Raw genomic sequence first — 19605 nt, forward strand, 5'->3', positions numbered from 1 at the left:
GCCGCCCCGGGAGAGCCCAAGGAGAGGCGGCATCCCATGGCGGACTTCGTCGGTGCGGTGGACCAAGGGACCACCAGCACCCGTTTCATGATCTTCGACCATGCCGGCAACGAGGTGGCGAAGCACCAGATGGAGCACGCGCAGATCCTCCCGCGCTCGGGGTGGGTCGAACACGACCCGGTGGAGATCTGGGAGCGCACCAACTCGGTGATGCAGAACGCGCTCCGGCACGGAAACCTCTCGCCGGAGGACCTGGCGGCCATCGGTATCACCAACCAACGGGAGACGACCGTCGTCTGGGACCCGCGCAACGGCCGCCCCTACTACAACGCCATCGTCTGGCAGGACACCCGTACCGACTCCATCGCGGCAGCGCTGGAACGCTCGGGCCAGGGCGACGTCATCCGCCGCAAGGCAGGGCTGCCGCCGGCCACGTACTTCTCCGGCGGCAAGATCCAGTGGATCCTGGAGAACGTCGACGGAGTCCGCGAGGCGGCCGAGCAGGGTCATGCCCTCTTCGGCAACACCGACTGCTGGGTGCTGTGGAACCTCACCGGCGGCCCCGACGGCGGCATCCACGCCACCGACGTGACCAATGCCAGCCGCACCATGCTGATGGACCTGGAGACCCTCGACTGGGACGACGAGCTGCTGGGCTTCTTCGGCGTTCCCCGGGCGATGCTGCCAACCATCAGCCCGTCCTCCCACCGGGAGGCGTTCGGACAGACCCGTACGTCCCGGCCGCTGCGGGCCGCCATCCCCATCACCGGTGTGCTCGGCGACCAGCAGGCAGCCACCGTCGGGCAGGTCTGCTACGCGCCGGGCGAAGCCAAGAACACCTACGGCACCGGCAACTTCCTGGTGCTCAACACCGGCACGGAACTGGTGCGGTCCCAGCACGGCCTCCTCACCACCGTGGCGTACCAATTCGGCGACAGCCCGGCGATCTACGCACTCGAAGGCTCCATCGCCGTCACAGGCTCCGCGGTGCAATGGCTGCGCGACCAGCTGAAGATCATCAGTGACGCCGCCGAGAGTGAACGCCTGGCGCGGACCGTCGAGGACAACGGCGGGATCTACTTCGTCCCCGCCTTCTCCGGCCTGTTCGCCCCGTACTGGCGCTCCGACGCCCGCGGCGCGATCGTCGGCCTCGCCCGGTACAACGACAACGGCCACCTGGCGCGGGCCACCCTGGAAGCCATCTGCTACCAAAGCCGCGACGTGGTGGAGGCCATGGAGCAGGACTCCGGCGTCCACCTCGACGTGCTCAAGGTCGACGGCGGCGTGACGGCCAACGACCTGTGCATGCAGATCCAGGCCGACGTCCTCGGCGTCCCGGTCAGCCGCCCGGTCGTCGCCGAGACCACCGCGCTCGGCGCCGCCTACGCCGCCGGTCTGGCCACCGGTTTCTGGCGGGACACGGACGAACTGCGCACCCACTGGCAGGAGTCCAAGCGCTGGGAACCCCAGTGGTCGGAGGAACAGCGCGCGGAAGGATACGCGGGCTGGAAGAAGGCGGTAGAGCGCACGCTCGACTGGGCCAAGGTCGAATAGGTTCCGGCCGGGAGCGACCGAACGGGCGGCCCAGGCCACGTGTGCCGCCCACACCCGCACCCGCTGCACGAGGAGGAGACCATGGCGAACCCGGTGGCTCTCTCGCCAGGGGCACGCGCGGAGGCCCTCGTCCGACTGGGAGAGGGTGAGCTCGACGTCCTCGTCGTCGGGGGCGGCGTCGTCGGCGCCGGCGCGGCCCTTGACGCCGCCACCCGGGGCCTGAGAGTCGGCCTCGTCGAAGCCCGGGACTGGGCCTCGGGCACATCCAGCCGCTCCAGCAAGCTCATCCACGGCGGCCTGCGCTACCTGGAGATGCTGGACTTCCGGCTCGTCGCCGAAGCCCTGAAGGAACGCGGACTCCTGCTTCAGTTCCTCGCCCCTCATCTGGTGCGTCCGGTGCCGTTCCTCTACCCCCTGCAACACCGGATCTGGGAGCGTCCGTACGTCGGCGCCGGCGTGCTGCTGTACGACACCATGGCTGCGGCCTCCGGTACCTCCAGAGGTCTGCCCCACCACCGCCACCTGCTCAAGCGCCGAGCCCTGCACGAGGCGCCCGCGCTGCGCTCCGACGCCCTGGTCGGCGCCATCCAGTACTGGGACGCCCAGGTCGACGACGCCCGGCACACCATGTTCCTCGCCCGCACGGCCGTCGCCTACGGAGCGCTGGCCGCCAACCGCACCCGTGTCAGCCGCTTCCTGCGGCAGGGCGAGCGGGTGGTGGGAGCCGCTGTCACGGATCTGGAGACCGGCGAGGAGACAGAGGTACGAGCCAAACAGGTCATCAACGCGACCGGGGTGTGGACCGACGACACCCAGGCCCTCGCCGGCACGCGCGGCCAGTTCCACGTCCGCGCCTCCAAGGGCGTACACCTGCTGGTCCCCCGTGACCGGATCAACTCCCGCACCGGGCTGATCCTCCGCACCGAGAAGAGCGTGCTGTTCGTCATCCCCTGGGGACGACACTGGATCATCGGGACCACCGACACCGACTGGACACTCGACAAGGCCCATCCCGCCCTCAGCTCCAAGGACGTCACCTACCTACTGGAACACGTCAACAGCGTCCTGGCCACACCTCTGGTTCCGGAGGACGTCGAAGGCGTCTACGCCGGTCTGCGTCCCCTCCTGTCCGGCGAGGCCGCAGAAACCAGCAAACTGTCACGGGAGCACCTGGTCGCACACCCGGTACCCGGGCTCGTCGTGGTGGCCGGCGGCAAGTACACGACCTATCGGGTGATGGCCAAGGACGCAGTCGACGAGGCGGCCCGCGGCCTGGACGAGAAAGTGCCCGACTGCATCACGCAACGCGTTCCGCTGCTCGGCGCCGACGGCTATCCGGCCCTTTGGAACTCCCGCCACAACCTCGCCGAGTGCTCCGGGCTGCATGTCGCCCGTATCGAGCACCTGTTGAACCGCTACGGTTCCCTGGTGCACGAGCTGCTCGCCCTGGTCGCAGCCGACTCCTCACTCGGCGAGCCGTTGCCGAGCTCCGACGATTACCTGCGGGTCGAGGCCGTCTACGCGGTGACCCATGAGGGTGCCCGCCACCTGGAGGACGTGCTCGCCCGACGTACCCGGATCTCCATCGAGTCCTGGGACCGTGGTGTGGACGCGGCGCAGACCGTCGTGGAACTGATGGCGCCTCACCTGGGGTGGGACCAAGCGCACCGGGACCGTGAGGTCAACCACTACCTGACGCGGGTGGCCGCCGAACGCGAGGCTCAGCAGCAGCCGGACGACCAGACCGCCGACGCGGTACGGCTCGGCGCCCCCGACATCATCCCGGTGCACTGAGTGGGGTCGGGGGCTGGAAACGAGCGGGCCCTGAGCCGGCGAGTGACCGTTCTCGGTGAACTACGGGAACCGGTCCTTCTGCTTGAGCAGGAAGGTCAGGAAGGTGATGTCGCGAACTGGCTGCGCGAGAAGATCCGCATCGCTGAGCTGGACCGTCGCCCCCTCGCCTTGCTGGGCGCCGATTTCTGAATCATCGCTCGCCTCGGAATCAGGATTTCGCGTGAGTGCTCGTCACGCGTCAGGGCCGGTCAGGGCAGCCCGGTCGCGGACAAGACCGCAGAGCGACCTCGTCAGGATCCGGGCCTCATGCGATCGAGCGAATCGGCTCCGTTACGTAGGCCGACGCACGAGGGGCCCCGCGGGAGCAAGCCGACGGGGGTTCCACAGCCTCCGTCAGCGCGGTCACGGCCGGAGCGGCCTGACCAGGTGGAAGACCTCCCGGGCCGCCCCACGGCGCCCCGCTTCCTGGCCCGATTGCGTATCCACTCCCAGCACCGCCTCCCCCGCAGGGGCGACGACGACGGGTCTGCGGAGCAGGCGGCGTACTGGACACGGTCGATCTGGACATGCCCATTCCCCTTTCCGGTCCGACGGCGCGTCGCGTTGCCGGTACCGGGCCGCCTCGGGCGGTCAGAATCGTGAGGACGACACCACGATCGGCAGGCCCCTATCGGGACACGCCCCGCCGGCCCGGCACCGACAACGCACCATCCCCGGCCAACGGCCGACACTGTGACACCAGGACACTTCGGTCAGGCATGTCATGAGTCAGACTCCTGGCCCGGGACAGCACTCCCCCATCCTCCCGCCCGCATCTCATCCCCGCTCAGGGGCCGCAGAACATACTCAATCCCCCTCACGCAACACCCAGAACCTGATCCCAGCCGACTAGAGCAGTGCACGAAGGCAAGCGGCGCGTTGAGGGGGGGGCGGGGTTGCTCGTCGGCAGGGGCGCCGCCACCGACTAGCCCCGCCGCGGCAACCAACTCTGTTGTCAGAGGCAGGATTTACTCTCAAATCATGACCCACAACGTGCTGCATCGCGGTTACGGGATCACTATCGACTTGAGTGCCAGCCTCACCTTCTCTACTGCCTCGGGGCCCACGAATACGGGACCGCCTGCCCCGGGTTCATGACCATCGTCGAGAAGAACGGCCGCTACCACGCCCGGCACGTGCCCAGGGGAGAGGTGTCCGAGACAACAGGCGAGAGCGAGCTGCACAAGTCGCTCAAGAACCACACCGCCGAAACAGCGGGTCGAGAGGGCTTCAGCGTCTCCGTCGAAGACCGAGCCGTACATGGTCGCCGTCGTACGGATGTAACGGTCGCCGGCGCCAACAGAAAGAAGATCGGCTACGAGATCGCCTTGCGCGTACGAGGAGGCGTGAAGGCGTTGCGCCTGGTTCGCTGCGACTGGAGCACTCAGCGTGAATGCCCCAAGAGGCTCCTGCGTCACCGCTGAACGCCGGCCCTGCGCCCCGCTCCGCGCGGCGTCGCTACAGCCACGCGCGCCTCGCAGCCGTCCGGCCGGCCACTGTGGGCGCTGCGGTCTTGCGCCAGCTGGGGGCCGGGAGAAAACGATGTTGTGCCGCGCGCGGTGGCCCTGTGGTGTGTCGGGTTCTTCGTCTGCGGGACCCGCTTCCCTGACCGCCCCGGCCACGGCTGGGGTGGACTGCGATCCGCACCTCGGGGCCGACCCCGCCACCTCGGCGACCGCGCGGGCCGGCATCCCGACGTTCCTTGATCCACTGCGGCGTGCGATCCGTACCGAATGTCGGAGTTCGACGCTGCGTAGTCAGCACCAAGTCAGCACAGGAGAGGTGATCCAGGGTGCTGACGTGCGGTTTCAGGTCAGCACCAAACCAGCACGGAAGTCAGCGCCGTGTCCGCAAAACGCACCGAACAGCGCGCGCGGACAGCACCCTGCCGCCCTCCAAAACAGCCTCGAACCAGCGCCGACACCCCCCTCATGGTGCCCCCACGCACACCCACCCCCAGAACTATGGCGTCCCACCACATACGCCGCTGACCTGCACGTTCCTACGGTGTGGCGACACGCAAACGTCCCCCGTCGCACACCAGGAAGTGGTGCCGATGTCCTCCCCTACAACCGCTCCCCCACCCCCCACCAGCCTCCCCCGCATCGTCGCCGCCAGCCTCATCGGCACGACCATCGAGTGGTACGACTTCTTCCTGTACGGGTCGGCCGCCGCGCTCGTCTTCAACAAGCTGTTCTTTCCCGGCTCCGACCCGCTCGTCGGCACGCTGCTGTCGTTCCTGACGTACGCCGTCGGGTTCGCCGCCCGGCCGATCGGGGCGCTGGTCTTCGGGCACTTCGGGGACCGGGTCGGGCGCAAGAAGCTGCTCGTGCTGAGTCTGCTCATGATGGGCGGGGCTACCTTCGCGATCGGGTTGCTGCCGACGCACGCCACGGTCGGCTCCGCCGCGCCCGTGCTGCTCACGGCCCTGCGGCTGGTGCAGGGGTTCGCGCTCGGTGGGGAGTGGGGCGGGGCCGTGCTGCTGGTGTCGGAGCACGGGGACGCTCGGCGGCGCGGGTTCTGGGCGTCGTGGCCGCAGACCGGGGCGCCCGCCGGGCAGTTGCTCGCGACCGGCGTGCTCTCGGCGCTCACCGCGCTGCTGTCGGATGACGCCTTCCTCTCCTGGGGCTGGCGGGTGCCGTTCCTGCTCTCCGGGGTGCTGGTGCTCGTCGGGCTGTGGATACGGCTGTCGGTCGATGAATCCCCCCTGTTCAAGGCCGCGTTGGAACGTGCGGAGTCCCGCAAGGCCGCCGAGCCCGACCGGGTGGCGGAGAAGCTGCCGCTCGTCGCCGTCCTGCGCGACCACTGGCGCGACGTACTGGTCGCGATGGGCGCCCGTATGGCGGAGAACATCAGCTACTACGTGATCACCGCGTTCATCCTCGTGTACGCGACGACCTCCGCCGGGATGGCCAAGCAGACCGCGCTCAACGCCGTACTGATCGCCTCCGCCGTGCACTTCGCGGTGATCCCCGCCTGGGGCGCGCTCTCCGACCGGATCGGGCGGCGGCCCGTCTATCTGATCGGCGCGGTGGGTGTCGGCGCCTGGATGTTCCCCTTCTTCTCGCTGATCGACACGGCCGACTTCGGGAACCTCGTCCTCGCCATCACCGTCGGGCTGGTCTTCCACGGGGCGATGTACGCACCCCAGGCCGCCTTCTTCACCGAGATGTTCGCGACCCGGATGCGCTACTCGGGAGCCTCGATCGGCGCCCAGTTCGCCTCGGTCGCGGCCGGCGCGCCCGCCCCGCTCATCGCCACCGCCCTCCTGTCCGACTACGACAGCTCCACCCCCATCGCCCTCTATGTGATCGCGGCCGCCGTCCTCACGGTGATCGCCCTCGTCTGCGCCCAGGAGACCCGCCACCGGGACCTGGCGGAGGTCGACGCCGAGAGCCGCTCCCGGGACTCCGTCAACGTCTGACCGCCGCCGACATCAGATGGAGCCGCAGCGCCAGCTGGATCTCCAGCGCTCGGGCCGGGCACTGCCAGTCCGGCCCGAGCAGCCTGCCTATCCGCTCCAGCCGCTGAGCCACCGTGTTCACATGGACGTGCAGGTCGTCCTTGGTGCGCGCCGGGCTCATACCGCTCGCGAAGTACGCGTCGAGGGTGCGCACCAGGTCGGTGCCGCGCCTTTCGTCGTACGCCACGACCGCGCCGAGCGTCCGGTCGACGAAGCCCTCGATGTCCCGGGTGTCGGCGAGGAGCAGCCCGAGGAAGCCGAGGTCCTGGGCGGCCGCGCCCTCGCCGGGGCGGCCCAGCAGCCGCAGTGCCTCCAGGCAGCGGCGCGCCTCCGCGTACGCCTCGGCTATCTCGGCGGGCCGGGCCGCCGGCGCTTCGACGGGGGCCGACGCGCCCACCGTGACCCGCTCGTGCAGGGCGCCGCCCAGCTGCTTGGCCAGCTGCCGGGCGACCTCGGCCGGGGTGTCGGCCGGGCCTAGCGGCAGCAGCAGCACCGTCCCGCCGTCGCGGGTCGCGGCCAGGCCGTGCCGGGTCGCCGCCAGATGCGCGGCGGCCGACCCCATCCGCTGCCGGTCGGCGGTCTGCCGCTCCGCCGTGCCCTCCTCGGGGCTCTCGATGCGGGCGGCGAGGACCACGTGCGGCGCGTCCAGGTCGGCCCGCAGCCGGACGGCGCGGTCGCGCAGCAGCCGGGGGTCGCGGCCGGGCGCGTCCAGCAGGTCGTCCAGGAGCTCGCCACGCACGCGCTGTTCGGCCTCGCCGGCCGAGCGCCGGGCGAGCAGCAGCAGCGAGGTGACCATCGCGGCCCGCTCCAGTGTGCGGCGGTCCACCGGGTCGAGCGCCGGGTGGCCGCGCAGCACCAGCGCGCCCAGCACTTCGTCGCCCGCCGCGACCGTGGCCACCCAGTCCCGTCCGTTGCGGACCGCATGGCCGTCCGTGCCGGTCAGCTCCAAGGCGGCGAAGACCGCCGAGTCGGCGTCGGCGAACTCGACCGTTCCGTCCAGGACTTCGGAGACCGCGCTCGCCACGTCGTGCACCCCGCCGCCGCGCAGCACCAGTTCGGTGAGCCGGTCGTGGACCTCGGAGGCGCGCTCCAGGACCGCGCTGTGGTCCCGGATGATCTCGTTGGCCCGCTCCAGCTCGGCCAGTGCCGATCTGGTCTCGGCGAGCAGGTTGGCGGTGTCGATGGCGACGGCGGCGTGCGCGGCGAAGGAACCGAGCAGGGCGATCTCCTCGCGCGCGAAGACCCGGCTGTGCCGGTCGGCGGCGAACAGCACGCCGATCACATTGCTGCCGAGCATCAGCGGTACGCCGAGGATCGCGACCAGGCCCTCGTCGCGCACTCCGGTGTCGATGGTCCGGGTGTGCTGGAAGCGCTCGTCGTCGAAGTAGCTCGACGTCACATACGGCCTGGCGGTCTGGGCGACGAGGCCGCCGAGGCCCTCGCCCATGCCCAGCCGCAGCTGCTGGAAGCGGGCGGCCACCGACCCTTCGGTGACCCGCATGTAAGTGTCGCCCGCCACCGGGTCGTTGAGGCTGAGGTAGGCGACCTCGGTGCCAAGCAGGGAACGCGCGCGCTGCACGATCGCGCGCAGCACCGCGTCCAGATCGCGCAGCCCCGCGAGATCGTGGGCGGTCTCGAAGAGCGCGGACAGCTCGGCCTCTCTGCGGCGTCTGCCCTCCAGGTCGGCGCGGACCCGCAGGGCGAGCTGCCGGGCGGACTCCAGGGCGGCCAGCGCCTCGGGCCCGGCGCCGTCGGCACGGGCGAGCAGCGCGGGCCGGTCGTACGCCTCGGCCGCCGCGCCGCGCGCCAGAAGCTCCAGATAGGGGGCCTCCGCGTACTCGGTGGACTGCGGGTGATGGTGGGACATGTTCACAGGGATACCTGCCGTACGGGCGGCCGCGCCAGCCCTGTGGACAACTGTTGGCAGGCGCCGGTCAAGGAGCGGAGGTGTGGTGGTGGTGCGGCGGCGGGTACCGCCCGGGTGCGCCGACGGTGCGTCAGTGCGCGGTCCAGCCGCCGTCCAGTGCGAGCGAGGTGCCGGTGATGAAGGAGGCCTGCGGAGCGCAGAGGTAGGCGACGGCCTCGGCGACCTCGTCCGGCTCGACCAGCCGTTTGAGCGCCGAGTCCTTGAGGAGCACCTCGGTCAGGACTCGCTCCTCGGGGATGCCGTGGGCGGCGGCCTGGTCGGCGATCTGCCGCTCGACGAGCGGGGTGCGGACATAGCCGGGGCTGACGCAGTTCGACGTGACGCCGTGCTGGGCGCCTTCCAGGGCGGCGGTCTTGGAGAGCCCTTCGAGGCCGTGCTTGGCCGCGACATAGGCCGACTTGTACGCGGAGGCCCGCAGCCCGTGCACCGAGGAGATATTGACGATGCGGCCCCAGCCCTGCCCGTACATGTGCGGCAGCGATCCTCTGATCAGCCGGAACGGCGCTTCCAGCATCACCGTGAGCACGGTGTGGAACACCTCGGGCGGGAACTCCTCGATGGGGCGCACGAGTTGCAGCCCGGCGTTGTTCACCAGGACGTCGGTGCCGGTGGCGGCCTGCTCGGCGGCTTCGAGGTCGGTGAGGTCCAGGACCAGCGGCTCCAGGGATCCGGCGAGGCCCGCGCCCTGTCCGGCCAGGGCTTCGAGGCCTTCGGCGTCCCGGTCGACGGCCCGCACCTTGGCGCCGGCGGCAGCCAGGCGCAGGGCGCAGGCCCGGCCGATGCCGCCTGCGGCTCCGGTGACCAGGGCGGTGCGGCCGCCCAGGTCGAGCTCGATGGACGTGGGGACGGGACCAGGTGTGGTGGGCGCGGTCATGTTCTCGACCCTAGGCAGTGCGGCCGCCCACCACCCATGTGGTCCGGGCCCATACTTCAGCGCTCGGTCATAGGCGCAAACCATGTCGGTTCATCGGTCATCGCTTGTTTGATCCGGAAAAGCGAGAACTCCTCCAGCTCCGGCAGCGCGTCGACCGGGAACCAGCCGACCTCCAGGGACTCGTCGTCGTTGACGCGTGCCTCGCCGCCCACGGCCCGGCACTTGAAGCAGATGTCCATGAACTGGCAGTGGTCGCCGTTGGGGTAGGTGACCGGGCGCAGCGCGTCCACCAGGACGACCTTCTCCACGACGCACCGCACGGCGGCCTCTTCGTACACCTCGCGCACGGCGGTCTCGGCGGGCTGCTCGCCGGGTTCGGGGATCCCGCCGATGATCGACCACTCGCCGGTGTCCACGCGCCGGCCGAGCAGTACCCGGCCCTCGTCGTCGAAGACGACCACGCTGACTCCCGGCAGGAACAGCAGCTGCTGGCCGGCCGAGGCCCGGATCTCTCGGATGAACTCTGGTGTCGCCATGCCCTCGACCCTAGCGAGACTCGGCGGCGCCGGACTCCGGTTCACGACGCGCGCGTACGGCACGGCTCACCGCCCAGCCGAGTCCCGCCGCCGCGAGCGCCACCAGGACCCACTCGGGCACGGTGCCGAGCCGGGTCGCCGGAGTCTCGGAGGAGCGCAGCGGCACCTTGGCGACGAGCGAGTCGGGCGTGAACATCCTGGTCTTCTGGACGACTTCCCCGTCGGGCATGATCACCGCGCTGACCCCGCTGGTGACGGGGACGGTGACGGTCCGGCTGTGCTCGACCGCGCGCACGCGCGACATGGCGAGCTGCTGGTAGGTCATCTCGCTGCGGTCGAAGGTCGCGTTGTTGCTCGGTACGGAGATGATCTGCGCGCCATGGGTGACGGTGTCGCGCACGGCCCAGTCGAACGCCGCCTCGTAGCAGGTGGCGATGCCGACCTCGGTGCCCGCCATGTCGAACACACCGGGCCTGGTTCCGCGGCTGAAGTCCTGGCGGACCATGGAGACATAGCCCGGGCCGAACTGCTTGATGAGGCCGCGCAGCGGGATGTACTCGCCGAAGGGCTGGATCTGCCGCTTGTCGTAGGTGGCTCCGGGGCCCGTCTTCGGGTCCCACAGCACCTGCTCGTTGAAGAGCTGTCCGTCGGGGCGCTCGACGACCGCGCCCACCGAGATGGGCGCGCCGATCGCCTTGGCGGCCCGGTCGATGTCGGTGTACGCCTGGGCGTCGGTGTACGGGTCGACGTCCGAGGAGTTCTCCGGCCAGAGCACGAAGTCGGGCTTGGCGGCCTTGCCCGCCTTGACCCGGTCGGCGAGCCGCAGGGTTTCGCGCACGTGGTAGTTGAGCACCGCGCGGCGCTGCTCGTTGAAGTCCAGGCCCAGGCGCGGCACATTGCCCTGGATCACGGCGACCGTGGCGGTGCCGTTCTCGGCCGCGACGCTGACCAGCGGCGTCGCGGCGAAGGCGGCGGCGACCGGCGCGAGCAGGGTGGCCAGGGCGGCGGCCGCGGCCCCCTTGCGTACGACACCGGTGGCGCGCAGGCGCAGCCCCTGGCGCACGCACTCGTAGAGCCCGAAGCCGCAGAGCACGACGGCGAAGCCGAGGACGGGCGTGCCGCCCAGGGCGGCGAGCGGCAGGAACACCCCGTCCGCCTGGCCGAAGGCCAGCTTGCCCCAGGGGAAGCCGCCGAACGGCACGCGCGCGCGTGCCGCCTCGGAGGCGATCCACATCGCCGCGCCCCCCACCGGCCACCAGGGCAGCCGCGAGACCGCCGCGATCCCGGCGCCCGCGGCGGCCACCCCGACCGCCTCGATGGCCGCCAGGGCCAGCCAGGGGCCGGGGCCGACCTCCACGCCCGTCCAGTTGAGCAGCGGCAGCAGGAAGCCGAGCCCGAAGAGGTAGCCGAGGCCGAATCCGGCCTTCCAGGTCCGCCCGCGCAGACACCAGCCGAACAGCGCGAACGCGGGCACCGCCAGCCACCACAGGGGCCGGGGCGGGAAGCTCAGGTACAGGAACACCCCGGACAGCGCGGCCGTGGCAGGCCGTACGAACCGGTGCAGCAGCCGACGGCCGCGCGAGGCGGTGGCGGGCTGCGGTTCGAGTTGCTCTGGCTCGGCTGTGGGGGTGGTGGTCGTGCTCACCCGGCGGAGTCTACGGCCGCGAGCTGTAGCCGTGTCAGACCAGTTCGTACAGTAACCGTCCATATGCGCACGATCACCGTCGATCTGCGTCCGGCCACTACGTCCGTACGCGTACGGGCATCGGAACGCACCCCCGCCGGAACGTTTCCGCACGATCTGTACCCAGATCGTGCCCGGCGCCACTACGGTGTGCGCAGTCCGTCAGACGGCCGGGGGGCGGGGATGAGCGCACTGACAGGCCGGTCCGCCGCACCCGAGCGCCGGGCCGGGCCCGATCTCGTCGGTGTCCTGGTGCTGGGCGCCTGCGCGGGCTGGTCGCTGGTCACGGCGGCGGGGCGGGAGGCCCGCCCGGAGGGCGTACTGCTTGCGGTGCTCGCGGTGGCCGCGGGGTACGCGCTGGGCCGGATCAGCGGCAGTCTGGTGCCCGTGGCGGCCGCGGCCTGCGCCGCGAGCGCGGGCCTTCTCCTGGCGTACGCCTCCAGGGACGGCGTCCCCGGCGCCACCGTGGACCCCCTGCCGGGCCACATCGGCGTCTCGGCCGCGCTTCCCGCGCTCGCGGCGGGCGCGGCCTGCTGCGGCGCCTGGGCGGCCCGTACGACCCCGGTCCGCCTCGCGCTGCGGCTGCTCGCCGCGGGGTGTGCGGGCACGGCCCTCGCACTCGGCTCGGCGGCGGGCTGCGCGGCGGCGCTCGGCGTACTGCTGTGCTCCCTGGCGGCGGCCCGGATGCGGCACCGGACGGTGGGCCTCGCGGGGCTCGCGGCGATCGCCGCGCTCGTCGCGGTGGGGTCGGTCGCCGTGGCCGAGGACGTGCTGCCCGACGGGCTCACCGTCTCCCTGGAGGGCCAGCTGACGCCGGAGCGCGTACTGCTGTGGCGGGACGCGGTGGATCTGGCCGAGCACCACCCCGTGCGCGGAACCGGGCCCGACCGGTTCGGCAGCCTCAGTCCGGTGGCGCGGCAGTCCCCGGTCGCCGCCGGCAAGCCGCACTCCGCCCTGCTCCAGCAGGCGTCCGAGCAGGGCGCGGTGGGAGCCACGCTGCTCGGGGCCGCCTACGGCTGGATGCTGTACGCACTGTGGCGCTCGCCCCGGCCGACGTCCGTCGTCCTCACGGCGGGCGCCGGGCTCACCGCGCTGGCCGCGTTCGCCTGCGTCGCCAACGCGCTGAGCTTCACCCCGGTGACGATGGGCGCGGGCCTGCTGGCGGGCCTGGCGACGGCGCGGCCGCACGGAGACGGGCGGCGGGAGGCGGAACAGGAGGTGCAGGCCGTACGCGCGCGTGGATGATCCGGGTGAGGACAGGCGGGAGGGTCAGACCTCGGCGCGCTTGGCCGCGCCGAGCAGGCGCAGGCGGTCGCGGATGACGCGGACCGCCGCCTCGGCGTCGTCCACCGTCACGGTGAAGACACGCCCGTCGCCGAGCCGCAGCACCAGGCCCTCACCTCGGCGTACGACGACCGCGGTGCCCTTCTCGGGGCGCCAGCGGTAGCCCCAGCCGCCCCACTGGCGCGGGGTGACGCGCGGCGCGAAGTCCGCGCCCACCACGTCCAGGAGCGAGATCCGGCGGCGCGGCAGGCCGATGTGGCCGCAGCGCACTTCGAGGAAGTCGCCGTCGACCTTCACGGCCACATGGACGAAGGCGAGCGTTCCGTAGATCACCAGGAGCCCGGCCGTGACGCAGCCGATCACCGACATGAGCAGCGGGGCGACGCCGGACGTCCAGTTGGAGTCGACGGCGAGCTCGACGCCGAGCGCCACGCACGCCGCACCACCGGCGGCGAGCAGCCACTGGACTCGGTTGGTCGCGCGACCGGTCCAGATCGCCGGCTGCGGGGCGAGCGCCGGTGCATCACTGTCGTGCGCCGGCGGCTCGGGGGGAAATTCCCTCATGCCCAGCAGACTACTCAGATTCCACAGAACCGGCAGTGACCCCACTCTCAGTGAGCGGGGGCGCCCCGCATTCCGTGAGCAGCGGTGACGGCCTGTAGCAGCAGACCTTCCGGATAACCGAGCGCGGTCTCCGGAAGGGCGCCGACACGACCGCTGAGCAGCACCGTCACCATGCCGGTGGGCGCCGCGTCCGGGGCGGCTTCCAGGCCGGCCCGGCGCAGCGCCTGGGCGGCGACGGCCGACGCGCTGCCGTACAGGCCGGGCGCCGACAGACCGGGCTGCCGCACAGCGGCACGCACCCGCTCGGCGACCAGTTCGTAATGGGTGCAACCCAGGACGACACCCCTTACATCCTTGGGGGTCCGCTCGGCCGCCGCGGCGATGGCCAGCTCGATGGCGGGCTCGTCGCCGTGCTCGATCGCGTCCGCGAGCCCGGGGCAGGCGACCTCGGTGACCTCGACGCCGTCGGCGAACTCGCGGATCAGCCCGCGCTGGTAGGGGCTGCCGGTGGTGGCCGGGGTGGCCCAGATGGCGACGGGTCCGCCACTGGCGGCGGCCGGCTTGATCGCCGGTACGGTCCCGATCACCGGGATCCGCGGCTCCAGTTCGGCGCGCAGTGCCGGAAGCGCGTGCACGGAGGCGGTGTTGCAGGCCACGATCAGGGCGTCCGGGCGGAGCTCGGCGGCGGCGCGCGCCACGGCGAGCGCGCGCTCGGTGACGCCCTCGGGCGTGTGCGGGCCCCACGGCATGCTGTCCGGGGCGGAGGAGAGGACGAGGTCGGCGTCCGGCCGCAGCCGGCGCACGGCGGCGGCCGCCGTCAGCAGGCCGATTCCGGAGTCCATGAGCGCGATCTTCACCCGGTCACCATAGTCGACCGCCCTTGCGCACCCGCTCAGGTAGTGCAGACTGCGGCGGATGAGCGCCCTCGCATGGATCGCCGTGGTGTCACTGCTCTGCTGGCTCTGGCTGCTGCTCGGACAGGGCTTCTTCTGGCGCACCGACCAGCGCCTCCCCGCCCGTTCCGCCCCGCCGGACTGGCCGTATGTCGCCATCGTCGTACCGGCCAGGGACGAGGCCGAGGTGCTGCCGCGCAGCCTGCCCACCCTGCTGTCCCAGGACTATCCGGGCGAGGCGGAGATCTTCCTGGTCGACGACGCGAGTTCGGACGGCACGGGTGAGCTGGCGCGGGCGCTGGCCGCGCGGGAGGAGTGCGCGCTCCCGCTGACCGTGGTCCGGCCCGGCGAGCCCGAGCCCGGCTGGACCGGGAAGCTGTGGGCGCTGCGCCAGGGCATCGCGCTGGCCCGCGCGCGCGAGCCGGAGTATCTGCTGCTGACCGACGCCGACATCGCCCATGAGCCGGACAGCCTGCGGGAGTTGGTCGCCGCGGCCCGCTCCAACGGGCTCGACCTGGTGTCGCAGATGGCGCGGCTGCGCGTGGCGAGCGGCTGGGAGCGTCTGGTGGTGCCGGCCTTCGTCTACTTCTTCGCGCAGCTGTACCCGTTCCGCTGGATCAACCGGCCGGAGGCGCGCACGGCGGCGGCCGCGGGCGGCTGCGTCCTGCTGCGGACGGAGGCCGCCGAGCGGGCGCGGATTCCGGAGTCGGTGCGCCAGGCAGTCATCGACGACGTGTCGGTGGCGCGCGCGGTGAGCCGCTCGGGCGGGCGGATCTGGCTCGGGCTGGCGGAGCGCGTCGACAGCGTGCGCCCCTATCCGCGCCTCGCCGACCTGTGGCGCATGATCGCGCGCAGTGCGTACGCCCAGCTCCGGCACAGTCCGGTCCTGCTGCTCGGGACGGTCGCGGGGCTCGCGCTGATCTATCTCGCTCCCCCGGTCGCGCTCTTCGCCGGGATGGCGCGGGACGACGCGGTGGCGGGCTGGGCGGGCGGGTTCGCGTGGCTGGTGATGGCCGGAACGTACGTACCGATGCTGCGCTACTACCGGCAGCCGCTGCTGCTCGCGCCGCTGCTGCCGGTCACCGCGCTGCTGTACCTACTGATGACGGTGGACTCCGCCGTCCAGCACTACCGGGGGCGCGGGGCGGCATGGAAGGGGCGCACTTACGCGCGCCCGGAGGCCACACCGGACCAGTGAGCCGGGCCGTGCCCTCTCGCTTCCGCCGTAAAAAAACCGCGCCCACGCGCGCGTCACTTGCGCCCGGGCGTCCAGTTCATGCCCCACCCGTACTCCTGGTCGATGGTGCGCTGCGGGCTGACGCCGCGCCCGGGGACCAGATAGCGGGCCTCGCGCTGGACGACGAAGTCGCCCCCGTTGTTGGTGAGCAGCGCGAGGGCGCAGACCGTGGAGGGCACGGTGCACTCGTCGAGCGAGAAGTCGATCGCCGCCCCGTGCTCGGGCTGGAGGGTGACCGTGGCGTGCAGGTCGGCGAAGCTGCGCGCTCCCTCGTAGATCGTCACGAAGATCAGCACGCGGCGGAGCTGGTCCTTGTGGTCGAGGTTGACCGTGAGGTTCTCGCCGGACGTGACGGCGCCGGTGCGGTCGTCGCCGTCGAGGTGGATGTACGGGGGGCGGCTGAGCGAGCCGAAGGCGTTGCCCAGTGCCTGGACGACCCCCTTGCGGCCGTCCGCGAGCTCGTAGAGGGCGCACAGGTCGAGATCGAGGTCGGCGTGGTTGGCGACGGCACGCCCGAGCTTGGCGCCCCAGCCGCTGAACTGCTTGCGCGTCTGCCAGTTGAGGTTGACCCTCAGCGCCCCCGAGCTGCCGCCCTGCTTGGCCAGCGAGACCGTGGGAGCCGCCTTGGTCAGGGTCACCTTGGACAGACGTACGGGGGCCGGCGCGGGCGGTGCGGGCGAAGGCGGCGGGGCGGCCGCCGGGAAGGCGGGGGCGCTCGCCGCCGGAGCGGCAGCGGACGGGGCCGCGGCGGACGGCGCGGCTCTCGGCTGGGCGGCCGCCGGAACCGGTGCCCGGTAGGGAGCCGACGGCCCGGCCGGGGCCTGCGCACCCGGCCGGTCGACCGTGATCCCGAAGTCCGTTGCCAGCCCTTCGAGTCCGGATTCGTATCCCTGGCCCACCGCACGGAACCTCCACGCGCCCTGGCGCCGGTAGAGCTCGCCCAGGATGAACGCCGTCTCCACGGTCGCGTCCGCGCTGTCGAAGCGGGCGAGCTCCGCGCCGCTCACCCCGTCGAGGACCCGGATGGCCAGCCCGGGGACGCGGCCAAACGTTCCGCCATCGGCGGAGGCGGCGAGCACCACGCGCTCCACGTCGGGCTCCACGCGCGCGAGGTCGACGAAGAGCGTGTCCGTGACGCCCTCGGCCGACCTCTGCTTGCCCTCGTACCGCACCGCGCCGGAGGCGTGCGCCGGCTGGTTGTAGAAGACGAAGTCCGCGTCGGAGCGGACCTTCCCGGTGCCCGACGCGATCAGCAGGGCCGAGGCGTCGGCATCCGGCACCCCGGGACCGGAACGCCAGGCCAATTCGACGCGTACGGTCGGCGCCGGCACCGGCACATTGGACCCTTTAAGCATGGACATGCTCGCCCCCATCGCGAGTCGGGGTGCCGAAAGATTTTCCGCACCGTCAACCTAAACCCCGGCAGACGTTCCGGCACCCGCGGTAACCCCTCCCGAGCTCGGCCTTTACAGGATCCGTACGCTCCAGGGCGACCGATTTTCCCATGTTCGCTCGCATTGGGGATGTGCGATCACTCCGAACCCGTAAAACAACCCTCTTATCGGGCTCCCCAACGACCACATCGTGGGCTTAACTTATGTGCCATGACCTCCCCCCGCTCCACCTATGGCGGCGGTTACTACTCCGCGCCGTCCTTCCCGGACACCCCCATCTACGACTCCCTCGTCGCAGAACGGGGCACGCCTCAGATCGCCCCGATCCGAGTTCCCGCCCTGTACGACACCGGCAGCAGCTATCTGCCTGCCCTGCCGGCCGCGCTCCCCGCGCTGCCCGCCGCCCCCTCCCAGCAGCAGCCCGCCTACGCCTCGTCGTACGGCTACCAGCAGGCGCCGCAGCCGATGCCGCTGCAGCAGGCGCCCGCTCCCTATATTCCGCAGCAGACCGGCGCCCCGCGCGGCTACCCGAGCCCGCAGGCCCAGCAGCAGCGCCCGATGGGCCCGACCGGCTACGAGGCGATGCGCCCCGCGGCCCCGCGGCCCGCCCCGGCGCCGTACGACGGCTACAACCAGCCGTACCCGAACGCGGGGTACTGAGCGGGGCAGCCCACCGCTCCTCCGCGTTCGACCGGATGTCCGAGGCGGCTGGCAGGATTGGCTCATGGAGAGTCCGGTTCAGCCCGTCGTGCGCCACATCAACGTCTACCCCGTCAAGTCGGTCGGGGGGTACCGACTCGACGAGGTGCAGGTCGAACCATGGGGTCCGGCCGGCGACCGCCGCTGGATGGTCGTCGACGCCGCCGGGAAGGCCGTGACCCAACGCGAGCAGGCGCGGCTCGCGTTGGCCGCCGCCCGCGCGCTGCCGGACGGCTCCGTCCGGCTGTCCGCGCCCGGCCGGGAGGATCTGACCGTCGCCGTGCCCGAGCCGATCGGCGCGAGCGCGGTGACGCTCTTCGGCAAGAAGGTCGAGGCGATAGCGGCCGACGAGACCGCGCACGCGTGGTTCAGCGAGCACCTCGGGGTGGAGGTCCGGCTGGTCCACCTCGACGATCCCGCGACCCGGCGGCCGATCGACCCGGACTTCGCGCTGCCGGGCGAGACGGTGAGCTTCGCCGACGGCTTCCCGCTCCTGGTCGCCACCACGGCCTCGCTGGAGGCACTGAACTCACTGATCGCGCAGGGCGGCCATCCGCACGAGGGCCCGCTCCCGATGAACCGGTTCCGCCCCAATGTGGTCGTCGACGGCACCGAGGCGTGGGCAGAGGACCACTGGTCGCGGATCGCGATCGGCGAGGTCGTCTTCCGGGTCGCCAAGCCCTGCGGGCGCTGTGTCATCACCACCACGAACCAGGCGACCTCCGCGCGCGGCCGCGAGCCGCTGCGCACCCTGGGCCGCCACCGCCGCTTCGGCACGAAGCTGGTGTTCGGGCAGAACATCGTCCCGGAGCGCACCGGTGTCATCCGCACCGGTGATCCCGTGCGCGTTCTAGCGTAGGGCGCCCGTCGGCGGGAACTCGTGAGGACGGCGGACGCGTTGTGCGGGAGGGGGCTCGGGTGACGTTGCTCTCTCTTGGGCCCGCTCGCGCGTAGGGCGCACCGTACGGGGCCAGGACGCATGCGGAAGGGGGTGCGATTCAGTGCGATCCGCAGTGGGGGTGTGGCGTTGGCGGCAGAACCCCTTATGCCGCCGTACGGATCTCGTCGAGGCATGGGTGGCGCTCGCCGCCCTGGTGCTGATGGCGCTGGCCTCGCCGGTGCTCGGGAGCCTGTGCGGGGCGGTCACGGACCGGGCGCTCCAGCGCACGGTGACCAGGGAGCAGCGAGAGCGGCACGCGACGACGGCCGTGGTGGTCCACCAGGCGCACGAGCGCAGTGCGCTCGCCGGCGCCGAGGGGGTGGGCGGCCGCGAGGGCCGGATCCGGGTGGTGGCCAACTGGACGGCGTACGACGGCACTCTCCACACCGGCACGGTCGCCGCCCCCAGGCGGTCGGCCCCCGCGGGCTCCACCTTCCGCATGTGGACGGACGACCGGGGCATACGCACGAGCCGCCCCCTGGACTCCGCCACCGCGCACGCGCACGCGGTGTTCGCCGGTCTCGGCGCGGCCGTGGCGGCGGCCGGCCTCGTCGAGGGCATACGACGGCTCGTCGTATGGCGGCTGGTGCGACGGCGGTATGCCCGTCTCGACCGCGCCTGGGCCGGATACGGTCCGGACTGGGGCCGTGCGGGAGCAGGCAGCTGACCGGTCAACTCACCGGCCTCGCGCGCGCTACGGTGGACCATCAGTCGCACGTACAG

General features: G+C 71.9%; 17 protein-coding genes. 10 read left to right on the top strand and 7 right to left on the bottom strand.

Features of this window, described 5'->3' with window-relative positions; all coding sequences use genetic code 11:
- Nucleotides 1–36: 36 nt before the first annotated feature.
- From glpK to ACFWA7_RS04275, 5 genes are all read left to right on the top strand, one after another.
- Nucleotides 37–1554 (top strand): glycerol kinase GlpK, encoded by a 1518-nt coding sequence (glpK, locus tag ACFWA7_RS04255; protein WP_385535475.1) that lies wholly within the window; start codon nt 37–39, stop codon nt 1552–1554.
- Between the two features lie 81 nt (nt 1555–1635).
- Nucleotides 1636–3348, top strand: a complete 1713-nt coding sequence (locus ACFWA7_RS04260) for a glycerol-3-phosphate dehydrogenase/oxidase (RefSeq protein ID WP_385535460.1) — start codon at nt 1636–1638, stop codon at nt 3346–3348.
- Nucleotides 3349–3390: 42 nt separating this feature from the next.
- Nucleotides 3391–3537, top strand: coding sequence for a hypothetical protein (locus ACFWA7_RS04265; RefSeq protein WP_385820792.1), 147 nt, complete (start codon nt 3391–3393; stop codon nt 3535–3537).
- Nucleotides 3538–4481: 944 nt separating this feature from the next.
- On the top strand, nt 4482–4811 hold the full coding sequence (locus tag ACFWA7_RS04270; RefSeq protein WP_385820794.1) for a hypothetical protein: 330 nt from the start codon (nt 4482–4484) through the stop codon (nt 4809–4811).
- Between the two features lie 632 nt (nt 4812–5443).
- Nucleotides 5444–6811, top strand: a complete 1368-nt coding sequence (locus tag ACFWA7_RS04275; RefSeq protein ID WP_385820796.1) for an MFS transporter — start codon at nt 5444–5446, stop codon at nt 6809–6811.
- Here ACFWA7_RS04275 and ACFWA7_RS04280 read toward each other — a convergent pair.
- The 4 genes from ACFWA7_RS04280 to lnt all read right to left on the bottom strand — a co-directional run bounded on the left by ACFWA7_RS04280 (nt 6801) and on the right by lnt (nt 11832).
- Nucleotides 6801–8717: a helix-turn-helix domain-containing protein gene (locus ACFWA7_RS04280; protein WP_385820798.1), complete on the bottom strand. Its 1917-nt coding sequence runs from the start codon at nt 8715–8717 to the stop codon at nt 6801–6803. The two genes, ACFWA7_RS04275 and ACFWA7_RS04280, sit on opposite strands and share 11 nt — an antisense overlap.
- A gap of 130 nt (nt 8718–8847) precedes the next feature.
- Entirely contained in the window at nt 8848–9651 is an 804-nt protein-coding gene (locus ACFWA7_RS04285) for a 3-hydroxybutyrate dehydrogenase (RefSeq protein ID WP_385535452.1), read from the bottom strand.
- A 56-nt stretch (nt 9652–9707) separates the two neighbouring features.
- Nucleotides 9708–10187, bottom strand: coding sequence for an NUDIX domain-containing protein (locus ACFWA7_RS04290; RefSeq protein WP_385535450.1), 480 nt, complete (start codon nt 10185–10187; stop codon nt 9708–9710).
- A gap of 10 nt (nt 10188–10197) precedes the next feature.
- Nucleotides 10198–11832 (bottom strand): apolipoprotein N-acyltransferase, encoded by a 1635-nt coding sequence (gene lnt, locus ACFWA7_RS04295; RefSeq protein ID WP_385820800.1) that lies wholly within the window; start codon nt 11830–11832, stop codon nt 10198–10200.
- Between the two features lie 222 nt (nt 11833–12054).
- Here lnt and ACFWA7_RS04300 point away from each other — a divergent pair, with 222 nt between their 5' ends.
- Complete coding sequence (locus ACFWA7_RS04300) at nt 12055–13116, top strand: O-antigen ligase family protein (RefSeq protein WP_385820802.1); 1062 nt, start codon at nt 12055–12057, stop codon at nt 13114–13116.
- 24 nt (nt 13117–13140) lie between these two features.
- Here the strand turns inward: ACFWA7_RS04300 and ACFWA7_RS04305 are convergent, their stop codons facing one another.
- Both ACFWA7_RS04305 and ACFWA7_RS04310 read right to left on the bottom strand, forming a co-directional pair.
- Complete coding sequence (locus tag ACFWA7_RS04305; RefSeq protein ID WP_385820807.1) at nt 13141–13719, bottom strand: hypothetical protein; 579 nt, start codon at nt 13717–13719, stop codon at nt 13141–13143.
- Nucleotides 13720–13766: 47 nt separating this feature from the next.
- On the bottom strand, nt 13767–14576 hold the full coding sequence (locus ACFWA7_RS04310) for a glutamate racemase (RefSeq protein ID WP_385820809.1): 810 nt from the start codon (nt 14574–14576) through the stop codon (nt 13767–13769).
- Nucleotides 14577–14634: 58 nt separating this feature from the next.
- Here ACFWA7_RS04310 and ACFWA7_RS04315 point away from each other — a divergent pair, with 58 nt between their 5' ends.
- On the top strand, nt 14635–15810 hold the full coding sequence (locus ACFWA7_RS04315) for a glycosyltransferase (RefSeq protein WP_385820811.1): 1176 nt from the start codon (nt 14635–14637) through the stop codon (nt 15808–15810).
- A 53-nt stretch (nt 15811–15863) separates the two neighbouring features.
- Here the strand turns inward: ACFWA7_RS04315 and ACFWA7_RS04320 are convergent, their stop codons facing one another.
- Complete coding sequence (locus ACFWA7_RS04320; protein ID WP_385820813.1) at nt 15864–17210, bottom strand: TerD family protein; 1347 nt, start codon at nt 17208–17210, stop codon at nt 15864–15866.
- A gap of 243 nt (nt 17211–17453) precedes the next feature.
- On the opposite strand from ACFWA7_RS04320, the gene ACFWA7_RS04325 reads away from it, so the two are divergent.
- From ACFWA7_RS04325 to ACFWA7_RS04335, 3 genes are all read left to right on the top strand, one after another.
- Nucleotides 17454–17903 carry a DUF6643 family protein gene (locus ACFWA7_RS04325; protein ID WP_385535436.1) on the top strand — a complete coding sequence of 150 codons (450 nt, stop codon included), beginning with the start codon at nt 17454–17456 and terminating at the stop codon, nt 17901–17903.
- A 64-nt stretch (nt 17904–17967) separates the two neighbouring features.
- A complete protein-coding gene (locus tag ACFWA7_RS04330; protein WP_385535434.1) occupies nt 17968–18801 on the top strand; it encodes an MOSC domain-containing protein in 834 nt (277 codons plus the stop codon).
- A 142-nt stretch (nt 18802–18943) separates the two neighbouring features.
- Nucleotides 18944–19549: a hypothetical protein gene (locus tag ACFWA7_RS04335; RefSeq protein WP_385535433.1), complete on the top strand. Its 606-nt coding sequence runs from the start codon at nt 18944–18946 to the stop codon at nt 19547–19549.
- Nucleotides 19550–19605 lie beyond the last annotated feature (56 nt).

It is taken from the genome of Streptomyces sp. NPDC059994, from assembly GCF_042737755.1.
GTDB lineage: Bacteria > Actinomycetota > Actinomycetes > Streptomycetales > Streptomycetaceae > Streptomyces.

Excerpts from the sequence above, each read along its gene's own strand:
- ACFWA7_RS04290 (WP_385535450.1), bottom strand. The coding sequence starts at position 10,187 with ATGGCGACACCAGAGTTCATCCGAGAGATCCGGGCCTCGGCCGGCCAG.
- glpK (WP_385535475.1), top strand. The coding sequence starts at position 37 with ATGGCGGACTTCGTCGGTGCGGTGGACCAAGGGACCACCAGCACCCGT.
- ACFWA7_RS04300 (WP_385820802.1), top strand. The coding sequence starts at position 12,055 with ATGAGCGCACTGACAGGCCGGTCCGCCGCACCCGAGCGCCGGGCCGGG.
- ACFWA7_RS04315 (WP_385820811.1), top strand. The coding sequence starts at position 14,635 with ATGAGCGCCCTCGCATGGATCGCCGTGGTGTCACTGCTCTGCTGGCTC.
- ACFWA7_RS04330 (WP_385535434.1), top strand. The coding sequence starts at position 17,968 with ATGGAGAGTCCGGTTCAGCCCGTCGTGCGCCACATCAACGTCTACCCC.
- ACFWA7_RS04270 (WP_385820794.1), top strand. The coding sequence starts at position 4,482 with ATGACCATCGTCGAGAAGAACGGCCGCTACCACGCCCGGCACGTGCCC.
- ACFWA7_RS04325 (WP_385535436.1), top strand. The coding sequence starts at position 17,454 with ATGACCTCCCCCCGCTCCACCTATGGCGGCGGTTACTACTCCGCGCCG.
- ACFWA7_RS04285 (WP_385535452.1), bottom strand. The coding sequence starts at position 9,651 with ATGACCGCGCCCACCACACCTGGTCCCGTCCCCACGTCCATCGAGCTC.
- ACFWA7_RS04320 (WP_385820813.1), bottom strand. The coding sequence starts at position 17,210 with ATGTCCATGCTTAAAGGGTCCAATGTGCCGGTGCCGGCGCCGACCGTA.
- ACFWA7_RS04260 (WP_385535460.1), top strand. The coding sequence starts at position 1,636 with ATGGCGAACCCGGTGGCTCTCTCGCCAGGGGCACGCGCGGAGGCCCTC.
- ACFWA7_RS04305 (WP_385820807.1), bottom strand. The coding sequence starts at position 13,719 with ATGAGGGAATTTCCCCCCGAGCCGCCGGCGCACGACAGTGATGCACCG.
- ACFWA7_RS04280 (WP_385820798.1), bottom strand. The coding sequence starts at position 8,717 with ATGTCCCACCATCACCCGCAGTCCACCGAGTACGCGGAGGCCCCCTAT.
- ACFWA7_RS04275 (WP_385820796.1), top strand. The coding sequence starts at position 5,444 with ATGTCCTCCCCTACAACCGCTCCCCCACCCCCCACCAGCCTCCCCCGC.